The sequence below is a fragment of the Paenibacillus zeirhizosphaerae genome, from assembly GCF_030705605.1.
GTDB classification, from domain to species: domain Bacteria; phylum Bacillota; class Bacilli; order Paenibacillales; family Paenibacillaceae; genus Paenibacillus; species Paenibacillus zeirhizosphaerae.
The window spans coordinates 221,045-235,595 of sequence record NZ_JAPCKK010000030.1; the positions used below are offsets into that span (position 1 = coordinate 221,045).

The following is a 14,551-nucleotide window of genomic DNA, read 5'->3' on the forward strand; positions in this document are numbered from 1 at the left end:
AAGCTTACGTAACGTAAGGTGCAAGCAGAAAATACTGCAGTATTCCAGCCGTTATCATACCCAACAATTCTAACTAAGTTGCTGTGAGCATCAATGATATGATGAGCAGCCTCTAATTGTTCAAGCGGAGTTCCATGTAGATCACCAGCTTGCCTTTTTTCATATGTACCTACTAACTTAATTGAAGTGCACTTCCTATAGTAGTTCTGTTCATGACCACTTTGCAGCCTGCAGAGCCTTTTTTCTTTTGCGGGAATCAAAAATTTGCGTTAGTTTATGTCGTTGCCGCTTGCGTTCTTCCAACAACAGCTTGACTCCCCGAATCAAAAGTCTGTATCTCATTTCATCATCATAGCTAAGTTTGTGTATCTCTTTGAAATAGTTCTTGTTCATTTACAATCTCACTCCATTTCTCGCTCTGATCTGTTTTAAGTATATCATATGACTCTTGACAATTTCTAAACACGAGATTATAAGTGCATATATCTGAAAATAATTTCGCATTTGTGCATTTTGTTTGTGAGAAAAAAACGAACTTCTTCCCTGCTAGGGATAGTTCGTTTTTTTTCTACTATTAATGTGGAGGTTATGGTCTCGAGAAAACTCCAACAAAAAAACGTACACAAGGGCAGTTCTTGTGTACGTTTGGGCAGTAGCTCATTCATCTCCTGAATAAGAGCGTGTTCAATGATTGACGATAGATACCTGAGCACCGTCTGTGAGCATAGTGGCACCCTTAACAACGATTTGCTGCCCTTCCGAGAGGCCTTCCGTCACTTCCACCTGATTGGCACTCTCTTCTCCTGTTGTGATCTCTACCTGTTTAGCAACATTCGCTTCTACAATATAGACGTGTTTTGTTCCCGCCTTTTCCGTTACAGCCGCCTGCGGAATGAGCAGTTCTTCCGCGTCCCCGGATTGGGTATACACATTGGCGACCATGCCTGCTTTAAGTGTATTAGACGGGTTATCTACGGAAATTTCAACAGGATAAGCACGAATTTCTTCGTCCATGACAGAGCTGATCGCTGTGACCTTGGCATTGATTTTTTTCTCCAATGAAGGAATTTCCACCGTAATCGGGGAACCTATCTTCACATTCATCATTTCAGATTCAGCTAAATTTATTTTCACCAAGATTGGATTTGTATTTGCAATGGTGACCACGGATGTCTGTGAACTGACAAGCTGACCGGCTGTTCCGTTAACGGCCGCGAGGGTCCCCGACAGGGGAGCTTTCACTGTCGCGTCCGCCAGTTGACTACGTACGGTCTGCAGGTTGGAGCGGGCTTGATTGACGCTCGCACGGGATACATCAACCCCGGAGCCGTTACGGGCAAGCCGGAGGGACTTCACAGCATTGTTATAGGTCGTCTGCGCGCTTTCCAGGGAGGACTGGGCATTTCTAAGCGTAAGTCGGGCATGATCAAGAGCACTTTGTGCTTGTCTGGCCGTAGCTTGTGCCTGTTCGAGCTCTGTTTGGGATACCACTCCAGCTGCAAACAACTGCTGAGTACGATTCAGGGAATTTTGTGCGTCACGCAGAGAGCTCTCTGCATCAGTAGCAGAGGTTTGTGCCTGTTCAATAGCGCTCTGCTGCTGAACGAGGGCGCTTTTGGCCTGATCGACGCCGGATTCTGCCTGCTGTACGGACTGCTCTGCGCTGCTCTGTGCCTGTTTCAGATTAGCCAGCGCCACGTTATATGACTCTTGAGCCTGTGTGATATTATCCTGAATATCCTTCTGGTCCAGCGTAAATAGGACATCCCCTTTATTTATATTTTGGCCAATACGCAGGTTGATGCTTGCGATTGTCCCGTTAATCTTTGAGGCGATCTGAACCGATTTGTTTGGTGCCAGAGTACCGGTGATTCCTGCTTCGTCTGCAATGCTGCCTCTTTTTACTTGACCTATTTCGACAGACGCGGCTGCTTGTTCCACGGGTGCGGCTGCGGGGGCTTCTCCCCCGGAACATCCTGCCAGCGTTGCGGCTAAAACGAGAGCCGATATGATGGTAAAGCTTTTTTTATTCATTTTTGTCCCACCTCTCTATGTTCTGCTTATCTTTTAGGGTTGTATACTGTTTTGCACAAGCTTCTCTTGCTTTTTGGCATCTCTGTTCTGTTGGCGTTTCATTTTGCGGCGCTTGCGTCTAACCGTCATGTTATCAAGAAAAATATAGACAACAGGGATCAGTATTAATGTAATTAACGATGAGAAAGAAAGACCAAATACAACGACCACTGCCATAGGCGCGATCTCCTCGTTGCTTGGCTCGTGGGATAATGCCACTGGCAGCAAGGCAAGAACAGTCGCAAGCATCGTCATCAGAATCGGCCGCAGCCGTTCGGAGGCCGCCAGCATGATCGCTTGTTTCCTGTCCATCCCCTCTTGGCGGAGCTGGATAATAAAATCGATCATGACAATGGCATTGTTAACAACAAGTCCTGTGAGCATGATATATCCGATCAGGGCCAATACACTCAGACTTGTTCCTGTCAAAACCAATCCCAGAACAACACCGATAAAGGTCGGCGGGATGGAGAACATGATGACAAATGGTGTAAGGAGCGATTCAAACTGACCGGCCATAACCATATAAATTAGTGCAATAGATAGTAACATCGCAATACCAAGGCTTATAAAGGACTCCATCATCTGCTCCTCTTCACCGCCGCTGGTGTCGACAGAGTAGCCTTCAGGTAGCTGCAGATGACTTAACAGGCTGCTAACTTCCCGATTAACAGAAGTAACATCTCTGCCATCAATATCGCCAGTAATTTCAACCTGCCGGGTTTGATTCTCACGTGTGATCGTGTCAGGTACTTGCACTTGGCTCAACGTTGCGACCGCAGACAGCGGAACATCAAGACCTTGAGCAGTTGTGATCCGCAGTTTTTCCAGGTAAGAAGAGTCCTGCTTGAATTGTTCAGGCAGTGAAACCTGAACATCAATCTGGTCATCCCCGGTACGGTACGTTGTAGCGACTGAGCCATCGAAGGAAGTCCGCACAGCCGCCAAAATTTGCGCTGCCGACAGTCCGTGCCGGGCTGCTAACTGGCGATTAATGGTCACTTCGAACTCTTTCCTCACGGAATCCAGGGTGCTGGCAACGTTAACGGTTCCTTCAATATTTTTGATTTGCGCGACGAGCTGCCCGGAAAGCTCCCTTAATACGTCCATATCGTCGCCTCTTAAATTAACTTGCACAGCAGCACCGCCAGAGAGGCCTTCAGACTCGCTGAGTGTAACCTCTGCATCCGGTATGCTGGCAACCTTTCCGCGCAGCTCGGACACAATTTGAGCTGTAGAACGTGTGCGTTCCTCGACAAGGATGACCTCGAGTTCAGCAACGTTCGTTGGACTCACGGTACTGTAGCCTCCACCCGAACCGACGTCTGCCGTCATCCTATCCAATTCAGGAATCTTCAATATTTCGTTTTCGATTTGCTGGACGACCTTTTTGGTCTCCTCCAGCTTTGTTCCATTTGGCAATTCAACGGATACGGTAAACTCGCCTTCGTCGGCACTCGGGATAAACTCCATCTTAACGAACGATGTCATGGCCCCCGCGCCGATAAACATCAGCAGGGTGACCGCGATGACGGTTTTTCTGTGATTAATGCTCCAATGCAGCATCTTGCTGTAGCCTGTTTTGAATTTCTCGAATCCAATATTAAACCAAATGATTGGATTCACCCCGCGGTAAGTGCCTGACGTATACACCGACTCATCCGGAACTTTGGGCAGGAAGCGGGAGCTTAGCATCGGAACAAGCATTAAGGAAACAACCAATGCTGCGATGTGGGAGAAGATGACCGTCAAGGCTAGTGGTATGAACAATTGCCCTGCAAGCCCTTCTACGAACAGAACCGGGAGGAAAACGACAATCTGCGCGAGAGCAGATGCCATGACGGCATTGCCGATCTGCTTTGAACCTTCGATTGCTGCCTGCAGCATGCTTTTCCTCTCATGCCGCTGTCTGAAGATGTTCTCAATGATCACGACCGAAAAGTCCACAAAGGAACCCAACCCGAGCAACAAACCGGCAAGAGAAATGATGTTAATCGTCTGATTTGTGAAATACATCATGATGAATGTAGCTACAAATGAAATCGGAATCACAATGGTTGCGATGAGCGCCGAATGTGCACTGTTCAGGAACAATAACAAAACGATGGCTGCGATGATAAATCCAAGGATCGTGTGCTCTACTAACAGATTCAATGAATCGCTAATCGACTCAGAGGAATCTGAAACCAGCTCAAGCGTAGTGCCTTCCGGCAGCACCTGCCGGATTGGCTCAAGGTTTTCCTTTACAGCCTGGGCAATCTGCAGCGTATTCCCCCCGGATGCTTTCGTGACCGCAATATTTATGCTCGGTTGTCCGTTGTAAGTAGAGATGGAAGTGACATCGGAAAAACCATCCTCGATCGTAGAGATTTCTTTCAATTTGACGATTCCCGAGCCTACCGGAATCGGAGTTTCTCCCATCTCTGAAACCGCCTTGTATTCTCCTTGAATACGAATCTGTATTTCAGTGCTCCCCTTTGCCACGGCACCGGCGGAGCCCGCTAGATTATGAGCTGAAAGCGCCTGGGTGACCTGGTCCAGAGTGATCCCGTAGCTTTCCATTTTCATTGGATCCAGCGTGATCCGAATTAATCGGTCTTGCCCTCCTGCTACATCTACCGAGGCAACCCCTGCTATTCGCTCAAGGCTCGGCTGGACAACATCCTCGGCAATAGGTTTTAAGGTATTAACATCCATATCCCCTGTTAAAGACAGGTTAATAATGGGCGATGCATTTACGTCCATTTTCAATATCCGTGGTGAATCGGCCGAATCTGGTAAAGAGTTCCGGACGCTGTCCAGGCTATCTCTGATGTCTATCGTCGCCTGATCGAGGTCAATCCCCCAATTGAACTGAACAGTCACTATGGATGAGCCTTCCTGTGATTGAGAACTGATCGTATCCACGTTCTCTATCGACGCTAGACTACTTTCAATCGGTTTGGACACCAATTCCTCAACTTCCGAGGGTGTAGCGCCCGGCACACTGGTTACAACAGATACAGCGGGGAATTGCAATTCAGGCATTTTCTCAACTGGAAGTTTTAACGCAAAGAAACCGCCCCCGATTAATAAGGCCATAACCAGCATAAAGACGGTTACGGGACGGCGTATTGAAAACTGTGACATTTCCTCACTCCTAGATGATTTTGATATGTATAGATTGGGTTCTAACCCTTTGTATTATAGGAAGCCACTCTTAAAATTGCTTAAATTCGATCTAAAGGTTCTCTAAAGAAAATTCACCAGTCTTTTTGTACGTTTGGGAGACGCTCCGAAGACGAAGCATTCCTGCAATCGCTGTTGACCCTTCGCGCCAAAGGCGAACGCTGCACTTTTCCGGAATTGCTTCGTCCTCTCCGCTGCTGTAGTCTTATTCCGCAATTCATGAACCTTAAAGAAAGAGCGAGTATTGGTGGAAATCCGGCCACCGATACTCGCTCATGTATGACACAACTTTTTTTACAGGGGGAATCTGAAAATGTGGCCGCTAGTTTTTCGCCTGCTCAACGGTTGAAGTAGTGGCCCTGTTCGAGATCCGGGATCAGTGCAGGGTGCACTGGCCGCCATCCCAAACGTTCCTGGGTCAATGTGCTCGAAGTTTGCTCGCCGATGGACGCGAAGTGGCTGATCCAGCCGAAGTGGCCGTCTGCCTCTGCGCGGGAAATGCTGGCCACTGGCAGATTCAACTGGCGGCCGATTACAGCAGCAATATCCCGAAATGGCACGCCCTCGTCTGCGACCCCGTGATACCTGCCTCCTGTCTCCCCTTTTTCAAGTGCCAGCCTGAAGAGACGTGCGGCATCAAGCTGGTGTACAGCGGGCCAGCGGTTCAGGCCGTCACCCACATAGGCTGAAACGCCTTTTTCACGCGCAATGTCAATAAGAGTCGAAACAAAACCGTGATCCCCATTGCCGTGGACCGACGGAGCAAGCCGAACGACTGACGCGCGCACCCCGCGCGAAGCCAGCGAAAGCGTCGCTTCCTCGGATCTCCGCGGCCCTCCCGAGGCGGGTTCGACCTCTTCCGTCCCGATACGTCCCGGCGGGAGCATGAGCGTTCCCGAGGTACCCACGAATGGTTTGCCAGAGCCTTCGAGTACGGCTCCAATCGTCTCAATCGCGAGCCTGTCCGCCTCACAAGCGGCCGCAAAGTTCAAGAAGTCATGAATGAAGGCAAGGTGAATGACGCCGTCCGCAGCAGCAGCACCGCTGCGCAGGCTGTCGAGGTCGTCGAGGGCACCGCGATGCACCTCGGCCCCGGTTGCTGTCAGAGACGCGGCGGCCTTGTCTGAGCGGGCAAGACCGACGACCTGATGCCCGGCATCGATAAGCTCGCGGACGACGGCGGAGCCGACAAACCCCGTCGCGCCTGTTACAAAAATACGCATATCTTTCTGCCTCCTCTAATAGTTCGGTATGGATGTATGGTTACAGATTGATTATATAACAGAATATTAACCAAGTAAACTAATTTTATTATTTTAGTTAATTTAATTAATTTTATAAATGGTGTTTGTGGTGCTGAAAATTTGGTATAATATCGTTTATGAGTGTCGAAGGAGGCATCAAATTTGTGAGAAAACCCACAGGTACAAATAAATATATCGCAAAAATAAAACCTGTTATTCGCAATACCAAATTAAGTCAATTAAAAATAGACGATATCGCAAAATATATGGATATTAGCAAAGTGACGCTTTATAAGTATTTTTCATCCAAGGATGAAATCATCCAGCAGGTTGTGGAGTATTTTATCAGCTTCCTGCAAGAGGTGGATGCTGTTGTACAGGATGATTCCGTATCTTTTGTGGATCGCTTTCAACAAACGTTTCTGCAATCATTGATAAGCGTCATTTATATATCTGATGTGTTTTTACAGGATCTCAAAGAATTTTATCCGCATCTTTTCGAAAATCTGGCCATTGCCCAAAAAAATAGAAATCAAAATTTACAGGCTTTTTTTGAATCCGGGATGGAGCAAAACATTTTTAACAGAATGAATGCCGTACTGTCGATGGTTCAAGATGATGCTGTGCTGCGGCGCATTATGGAGCCATCCTTTTCCATCCAATATGATGTCACTTTAAAACAGGCGATATTGGATTTTTATAGCATGAAAAAATATCAATGGCTTACACCTGAATATCTGCATTCTACAGACGATTCCTTTGTTGCAAAAAGAGTTAGTGAAATTTTACAAACTATTTCATAACCGCATTAGCGAGAGCAAAGCAGAATAAAAAAAGGGAAGTCCCCGATCAACAGATCTTTTGGGACATCCCTTTCTACACATTTTTCTTTTCTTCAATTACTGTGGAATTGCTGTCACTCCGTTCTTCCCTTTTGGCTGAGGGCTTTTCAAGTAAAGTGTAAAGAAAAATATCAAAAAACGGTTCTTTAAAGACAAATAAATCCCCTTGCTCTTGTCCTTCTTTTTTATTTGATTTCATAACCGCGCATGGACACACGCGACTTTAGCCGTGTGAGGAATTGCGCTCGGCATAAGGGCTACCATTGGTAGCTCGAAAGCCGAAAGGTCCATGCTTCCTCCTTTCATCATGAGAATTTAACATGGTGTGCTATATTGAATGCAGTGAAAAGAGGTGAATCGGATATCCACCATTACAGCAAAAATCCAAATCGATGTTCCGAACGAACATACAGAAATGCTCTCCAAGACCATCCAAACCTATCGTGAAGCATGTAATTATCTTTCCGTCATTGTCTTTCAAACCAAAGAATTACGCCAGCGTGCACTCCATGACTTATATTACCGAGAGCTGCGAAGTCGTTTTGATTTAAAAAGCCAAATGGCGCAATCGGTGATCAGAACGGTCATCGCCCGCTATACATCTGCCCGATCCAACGGGCACGATTGGAGCTTGGTCCAATTCAAACGACCTGAATATGATCTGGTATGGCATCGAGATTACTCTTTGAACGATGATCGGTTTAGCGTAAATACGCTAGACGGACGAGTGAAGCTTCGTTACAAAAGAAAAGGAATGCAGCACTTCTTTGATGGCACATGGAAATGGGGCACGGCCAAGCTCGTGTACAAACATAAGAAGTGGTTTTTGCATATTTCCATGACCAAAGAGTTCTCTGAATTGGATCTTACAAAGGTCAACCATATTGTTGGCATTGACCTGGGAATCAACTTTCTCGCCACCACCTACGACACTCAAAGCCAGACGATGTTTTATCCTGGACGAACCGTGAAACACAAACGAGGCCAGTATAAAGTCTTACGTAAACAACTACAGATGAGACAAACCCCCTCCGCTCGAAAACGACTCAAGGAAATCGGTTCAAGAGAAAACCGTTATGTTACCGATGTCAACCATCAAGTAACCAAGGCACTCGTTGAAACGTACCCGAAAGGCACACTGTTTGTGATCGAAAATTTAAAAGGTGTTCGTTCCGCCACGGAAAAAGTATGTGTTCGCCATCGGTATGTGTCGGTTTCCTGGGCATTTCACCAGTTCCGTGAGATGTTGGAGTACAAGGCTCAACTGAACGGACAGGGCGTCATCGCAGTAGACCCTAAATATACTTCCCAAGCCTGCCCGAAGTGCGGACATATTGAACGAGCGAATCGAAACAAAAAGATGCACACCTTTGAATGCCAAGTCTGTCACTATCGTTCGAATGATGACCGAATTGGCGCAATGAATCTGTACCGCAAAGGAATCGAGTACATCGGTACAGGTACAGCAGGAGTATAACTCTTGTTGTAGGGGCGAGGTCGACCGTCCTGATGTTCCAACACGCTAAGGTAGGAGCACCGTGAGGTGCGTTCGCACTACCGGTTAGGAATAAGTCTAAAAGGCTTGTGCGAAACACAAGCACTGTCTACGAAAGTAGGCAGAGACAAGCTCGTGACTTGAGTCATGAGTTGTTGACGGCTTCACCATCTTCTCTTCCCCATAAATAACGAATGTCCCCAAATTACAATTCAGATTAGAGCTGCATCCACTTCTCCTTGAAGAACAAATTAAAGACACGTATAGCAATGATCTTTACGATCATATACAGGGGAATCACAACGATCATACCGATAATGCCCCCAATATCGCCTGCGGCCAGCACAAGAATGATGGTCGTAAGCGGGTGAATGTCCAGGCTTTTCCCGAACACATAAGGAGCAACAAGGTTATCTTGAATTTGTTGAGCAACTAGTATGATAACAAGAGACCCTATAGCCGTAGATGGCGATTGCGTCAGACCGACAATGACGATCGGGATCGCGGACAGGATAGCACCTATAAAAGGCACAAAATTCGCAATCACGGCTACCGCCGTCAGTAAAAAGGCGTAAGGCAGATCGATCAGAATAAAACCGAGGTACATCAGCACCCCTAACGCCAGATTGATCAGCACTCTTCCAATAATAAACCCGCTTAGCACCTGATCAATTTCCGTGATGCTAGCACGGGTGTCGTCTTGAAAACGGGTTGGTGTCGCACTGACGATCCGTTGGCCCAACTTTCCTTCTTGCTTGAGCATGAAGAACAGGAGAATCGGGAACGTGAACAGCACGACCGTGAAGTTGGATACGAAGGAGACAACTCCCCCTACAGAATTCGTCAAAAAAACAAGCCCCTGGTTCAAGTAATCCGTCACCGAAGACAGCGGACTGTCGCCTGCCGGAAACAGTGAAGAGAGAAATCCGCTTTGCTCCAGTTCGCTGATCGCTTCCCCCAAGGCGTTGAACAGATTGGGGATGTTATTCAGAAAACTGATCAACTGCTCCTGAAGCCGTGGCCACTGACTGGCGCTGAACCACACCAGCGCGAGCGCGAAGAGTAAATAAATAAACAGAATTGAAACGGTCCGGTTGATCCTGTACTTTGCCATATACCTGACGAGCGGCCGGATCAGGTAGTAGAAGAATACCGCGAGCATTAATGGAATAGCTACAACCTGAAGCAGTGCAAGCAACGGCTGAAAAACAAAGTTGACCTTGGAGCTTAAATAGATGATCAGCAGCACCAATATAATGAAAGCGGTAAAACGCAAGACTTTGTTCTTTATAAACAATGGCTTCCCTCCAACGAATTCATTCTGATTTTTTTAAATGTATCGTAAATATGGATGATTCTTCGCCCTCGGAGCGCAAAGTGAGTGTGCCGCCCATCTTCTCTGTATTTTTGAGTGCAATCGCCAGCCCCAGTCCTGTTCCGCCTGTGTGAGTGCGTGCCTGGTCACCACGAACGAACGGATCAAAAATCGTGGTCCACAGCTCCTTCGGAATGCCAATGCCGGTATCGGCAATTTCGATACGTACTTCCTCATCAGCTTCAACCAGTTCCACCCGCAAATGAGTGCCTGCCGGATTGTACAACAAAGCATTTGCGATCAGATTTTGGATCACCCGGCCTAGCAGCTCCGGATCGTATTGGGCATACACATCACGGTCGGGAACGGAAAAATCCAGTAGCAGCCCCTTTCGCTCCACATCACCATAGATACCGGCAGTATGTTCCCGCAAAAACTCACCGATTTCTTTTCGCTCCACATTAACTTTGAAATCAGGCGTATCCACCTTAAATAACTCCAGCATATTCTGTATCAACCGTGTCATCTGGGTGGACTTGTTATAAATATAGAGCAAATATTTGTTTTGCCGCTCCTTGTCTTCCACCCTCCCTTCCACAAGAGCCTGGGCGTATCCGTGAATGCTTGTAATCGGGGTTTTGAGATCATGGGATAGATCCATCATCAACTGCTGCTTGCTTTCTTGGGCAATACGCTTCTCATAAGTAGCGCTCTCGATGACATCTGCCATATAATTGAACGTTTCCTCGATAAGCTTGAATTCTTTTTCAGCGGGAATAGACAGCCTTGTGTTATAGTTGCCGGCAATCATTTCATGAAGACCGTCCAAAATCAGCGCCAGCGGTTTCTTGAATCGGCGTGCAAGCCAATAGCTATATACAAAGACCAGAAGCAAGATTAAACCGACAGAAATAAACAGGAAAAACGATATCAGATATTTCATCTCGCTTATGGATGGGTCATCATCAGCGGAGATGCTGATCAGGTCACGTGGGATCTTAAGGATTAAATATTTTATCGTTTTCTCTGGATCATAGACGGCAGTTATAGAGTAGTAATAGGTCTGATCCTCATCATTTGCCAGCAGGTCGTAGAGTTCAGCTTCCGAGTACTTATACAAGGAGTCTTTTTTGTTCCCCATGACCTGCTCTACCTGTCTGTTCGCATCAAGAAGCTCAAGCCAGCCCCCGCTTTGTTGCAGCCTGTCCAGCTCGATGCCTCCCCCCTGTTTCCAGTCTGCTATATATTCATGTGCAGCAACAACATCAAGCCCGAGGGAGGTATCCCTCTCTTTCGAGACAATGTAATTAACGCCGAGCGGGACCGAGTAGCGTAAAAAAATAATCAGTAATACAAAAAACAGAATAAACAATAAAAAATCAATGACCAGAGTGGACTGCAGCTTGCGATTATTTCTAAATTTCCGTAGGCGCTTCAATTTTATACCCCAAACCCCTTATCGTTTTTAAATATTGCGGCTTTCTTGAATCCTGTTCGATCTTCTCGCGGATATTGCTGATATGTACCATGATGGTACTGTCTTCGTAAGCATAATAGTCCTCCCATACGGTTTCATATATACGTTTACGAGTAAAAACACGGCCAGGCGCAGACATCAGCAGTTCCATTATTTTATACTCTGTGTACGTAAGAGCTACAGGTTCTCCCCGAAAAAAGAGAATGCACCGGTTTCGATCCAATGCAAGCTCGCCTAGAATCAGCTGCTTATTTTCTCCTACAGGATTGGATGCCGTTTCAAAGCTGTAAGCCCGCCGGAGCAATGCTTCCACACGGGCCACAATTTCCAGAGGATTAAAGGGCTTGGCAATGTAGTCGTCAGCTCCCAGATTAAGGCCGAGAATTTTATCAGTTGCCTGGTTTCTGGCTGATAAAAAAAGCACCGGCATCAGGTGGGACTTGCGTATTTTTTTCAGCAGCTGCAGACCGTCAATACCCGGCATCATGATGTCAAGGATGGCCAGATCAATACGCTCACGCTGAATGATATCCCAGGCCATTTGCCCATGGGCCGCACAATGCACCTCATAATCCTTTTCAAGATACAATTGCAGCAGCTCTGCAATCTCCGGCTCATCATCTGCAATCAGGATACGATATTTCATAATTTCCCACTCTCAATAAGAATAATGTTATGTGATGAAAATTATAGGGACCCACTCTTAATATTGTATAAGTTGAATCTAAAGATTATCTAAAGAAATTTATATTTGATTTACGGAACAATAATCTATGATCACCTGCATAAACCTTCCCATCCGCTCCAGCGCCTTCTCCAAATCGATGAGTGAGGTTGCATATGAGCAGCGAATAAAGCCTTCTCCGCCCGCTCCGAATACATGCCCCGGCACGACCGCTACCTTCGCTTCCTTCAGCAGCCGCAGAGAGAACTGCTCAGACGACATGCCGGTAGAAGCAATTGAAGGGAAAGCATAGAAAGCTCCCTCAGGCTCGTGACAGGCAAGCCCGATGGCATTCAGGCCGGCTACAAACAGCTTGCGGCGTTCATTGTAGCTCGTCATCATCTCGTCCTTGGCAGCCAAGCCATGACGCAATGATTCGAGCGCGGCGATCTGTGCAATGGTAGGGGCGCACATGGTTGTGTACTGGTGGATTTTCAGCATGCTGGCTATCAACTCGCGCGGGCCGCAAGCATAGCCTACCCGCCAGCCGGTCATCGCGAATGCTTTGGAAAAGCCGCTAATGACGATCGTACGCTCCTTCATACCCGGCAAGGAGGCGATACTGACATGCTTTCTTTCGTAAGTCAGCTCGGCATAAACTTCATCCGAAATGACAACCAAATTATGTTTGATAATGAGCTCTACAATCGGCAGCCAATCCTGCTCTGTCATCACTGCTCCGGTCGGATTAGACGGATAATTGATCATCAAAGCCTTTGCATGAGGCGTAATTGCCGCTTGAAGCGCTTGTGGGGTCAGCTTGAACTGCTTCTCTGCGGTAGCCGCCACCTCCACAATTTTACCGCCATGCAGATGTGTAATCGGTTCATAGGCAATATAGCTTGGTGCTGGAATCAGCACCTCATCTCCCGGATTGATCACCGTCCGCAGTGCCAGGTCGACGGCCTCACTGCTCCCCACCGTCACGATGATTTCCTGCTCGGGGTCGTAGGAAAGCGCGAAGCTGCTGGCAAAATAAGCCGAGAGCTCTTCCCGTAGATCCATCAAGCCGGCATTTGAGGTATATTTCGTCTGCCCTGCACGTAATGCCTGAATGCAAGCTTCACGTACCTTTTCCGGTGTAATGAAATCCGGCTCTCCGACTCCAAGGGTGATTGTATCTCCGCCCGCAGCGTTCAGATCAAAAAAAGCGCGAATTCCCGAGGGCCGAATATCCCGTACACGCGAGGATAAAAACTGTCCTGTCCCCTCTTCACTAAACATATTGTACCATCCCCCATTCCTGTTTCCGTTCATGGAGAGAGCTGGCAATAATACGGTCCAGCAACTGTGTGAAGGTCATACCTGCTGCAGCTGCGCTCTTCGGAAGCAGGCTGTTGGCAGTCATGCCCGGTAAGGTGTTTACTTCCAGCACATAAGGTACATCCTGACACAAAATCATATCGACCCTTGCATAGACCTTGCACTGCAGCAGTCGATAGCTGGCAAGTGCCACCTCGCGCACACGCTGCTCAATCACGGGAGGAAGCTGAATCACCTTCTCCTCAGCGCCGCCGGCCTCATATTTCGCTTGGTAGTCGAACCACTCCGAATGCGCGGAGCGAATGCCGATCATCGGTAATACCTCGCCATCCACAATCGAGCAGGTAAGCTCCGTCCCTTTAATATAAGGCTCAACCAAAATCGTCTGATCCAAGCTGCAAGCCTCCTGAACAGCTGGCAGCATCTCCTGCTCATGATGCACAAGCTGGATGCCGATGCTGGATCCCCCCATATTCGGTTTCACAATGACCGGGTAACCCAGTTGCCCCACCGCCTGCGGATCATAATCGTCCATCCCCTGCCAGCAAAGGCCTGCAGGCGTATGCACACCCGCTGCCTTTAGCAGCATCTTGGACATCTGCTTATTCATGCACAGGCTGCTTGCCAGAATACCGCTTCCTGTATATGGAATACCCAGTGTCTCCAGTGTCCCCTGCACGGTGCCGTCCTCGCCATATTGGCCATGCAATGCCAATAGCGCAAGCTCGATGCCTGCCTGCTGAACCTGTGCGATTAAATCCGCTCGTTGATCGATCACCATTGGAATTACTTCATAGCGATTGCGATCCAAATGCCGAATCATCTCTTGACCTGTCTGCAGAGAAACCTCACGTTCAGAGGAAGTACCACCCATAATGACGCCAATCTTCATCTTGACACCTCATTTTTCTTAAAAATTGTTATGCGGTTGCGGATGGTTCTTCCGACCG

Annotated in this window: 10 protein-coding genes; 2 read left to right on the top strand and 8 right to left on the bottom strand. The window is 47.6% G+C overall.

The genetic code is table 11. From position 1 onward, the window contains the following. Positions 1–684 precede the first annotated feature (684 nt). From OIN60_RS18940 to OIN60_RS18950, 3 genes are all read right to left on the bottom strand, one after another. Positions 685–2,034 carry an efflux RND transporter periplasmic adaptor subunit gene (locus OIN60_RS18940; RefSeq protein WP_305756425.1) on the bottom strand — a complete coding sequence of 450 codons (1,350 nt, stop codon included), beginning with the start codon at positions 2,032–2,034 and terminating at the stop codon, positions 685–687. A gap of 33 nt (positions 2,035–2,067) precedes the next feature. Next, on the bottom strand, positions 2,068–5,202 hold the full coding sequence (locus tag OIN60_RS18945; protein ID WP_305756426.1) for an efflux RND transporter permease subunit: 3,135 nt from the start codon (positions 5,200–5,202) through the stop codon (positions 2,068–2,070). A 377-nt stretch (positions 5,203–5,579) separates the two neighbouring features. Further along, entirely contained in the window at positions 5,580–6,464 is an 885-nt protein-coding gene (locus tag OIN60_RS18950) for an SDR family oxidoreductase (RefSeq protein ID WP_305756427.1), read from the bottom strand. A gap of 158 nt (positions 6,465–6,622) precedes the next feature. Here OIN60_RS18950 and OIN60_RS18955 point away from each other — a divergent pair, with 158 nt between their 5' ends. Continuing rightward, positions 6,623–7,288: a TetR/AcrR family transcriptional regulator gene (locus OIN60_RS18955; protein ID WP_370872543.1), complete on the top strand. Its 666-nt coding sequence runs from the start codon at positions 6,623–6,625 to the stop codon at positions 7,286–7,288. Between the two features lie 400 nt (positions 7,289–7,688). Then, positions 7,689–8,804, top strand: coding sequence for an RNA-guided endonuclease InsQ/TnpB family protein (locus tag OIN60_RS18960; RefSeq protein WP_305756485.1), 1,116 nt, complete (start codon positions 7,689–7,691; stop codon positions 8,802–8,804). Positions 8,805–9,039: 235 nt separating this feature from the next. On the opposite strand, the gene OIN60_RS18965 is transcribed toward OIN60_RS18960, so the two are convergent. From OIN60_RS18965 to OIN60_RS18985, 5 genes are all read right to left on the bottom strand, one after another. Continuing rightward, positions 9,040–10,119, bottom strand: a complete 1,080-nt coding sequence (locus OIN60_RS18965) for an AI-2E family transporter (protein ID WP_305756429.1) — start codon at positions 10,117–10,119, stop codon at positions 9,040–9,042. A 19-nt stretch (positions 10,120–10,138) separates the two neighbouring features. Next, on the bottom strand, positions 10,139–11,575 hold the full coding sequence (locus OIN60_RS18970; protein WP_305756430.1) for a sensor histidine kinase: 1,437 nt from the start codon (positions 11,573–11,575) through the stop codon (positions 10,139–10,141). Next, on the bottom strand, positions 11,553–12,260 hold the full coding sequence (locus OIN60_RS18975; RefSeq protein WP_305756431.1) for a response regulator transcription factor: 708 nt from the start codon (positions 12,258–12,260) through the stop codon (positions 11,553–11,555). The genes OIN60_RS18970 and OIN60_RS18975 overlap by 23 nt, the downstream gene beginning before the upstream one ends. A 99-nt stretch (positions 12,261–12,359) precedes the next feature. Beyond that, the gene (locus OIN60_RS18980) at positions 12,360–13,562 is read right to left on the bottom strand and encodes an aminotransferase class I/II-fold pyridoxal phosphate-dependent enzyme (protein WP_305756432.1); all 1,203 of its coding nucleotides are present in this window, start codon (positions 13,560–13,562) and stop codon (positions 12,360–12,362) included. Further along, positions 13,555–14,493: a D-alanine--D-alanine ligase gene (locus tag OIN60_RS18985; protein WP_305756433.1), complete on the bottom strand. Its 939-nt coding sequence runs from the start codon at positions 14,491–14,493 to the stop codon at positions 13,555–13,557. Before OIN60_RS18985 ends, OIN60_RS18980 begins: the two co-directional genes overlap by 8 nt. Positions 14,494–14,551 lie beyond the last annotated feature (58 nt).

Excerpts from the sequence above, each read along its gene's own strand:
- OIN60_RS18940 (WP_305756425.1), bottom strand. The coding sequence starts at position 2,034 with ATGAATAAAAAAAGCTTTACCATCATATCGGCTCTCGTTTTAGCCGCA.
- OIN60_RS18945 (WP_305756426.1), bottom strand. The coding sequence starts at position 5,202 with ATGTCACAGTTTTCAATACGCCGTCCCGTAACCGTCTTTATGCTGGTT.
- OIN60_RS18950 (WP_305756427.1), bottom strand. The coding sequence starts at position 6,464 with ATGCGTATTTTTGTAACAGGCGCGACGGGGTTTGTCGGCTCCGCCGTC.
- OIN60_RS18955 (WP_370872543.1), top strand. The coding sequence starts at position 6,623 with ATGAGTGTCGAAGGAGGCATCAAATTTGTGAGAAAACCCACAGGTACA.
- OIN60_RS18975 (WP_305756431.1), bottom strand. The coding sequence starts at position 12,260 with ATGAAATATCGTATCCTGATTGCAGATGATGAGCCGGAGATTGCAGAG.
- OIN60_RS18980 (WP_305756432.1), bottom strand. The coding sequence starts at position 13,562 with ATGTTTAGTGAAGAGGGGACAGGACAGTTTTTATCCTCGCGTGTACGG.
- OIN60_RS18985 (WP_305756433.1), bottom strand. The coding sequence starts at position 14,493 with ATGAAGATTGGCGTCATTATGGGTGGTACTTCCTCTGAACGTGAGGTT.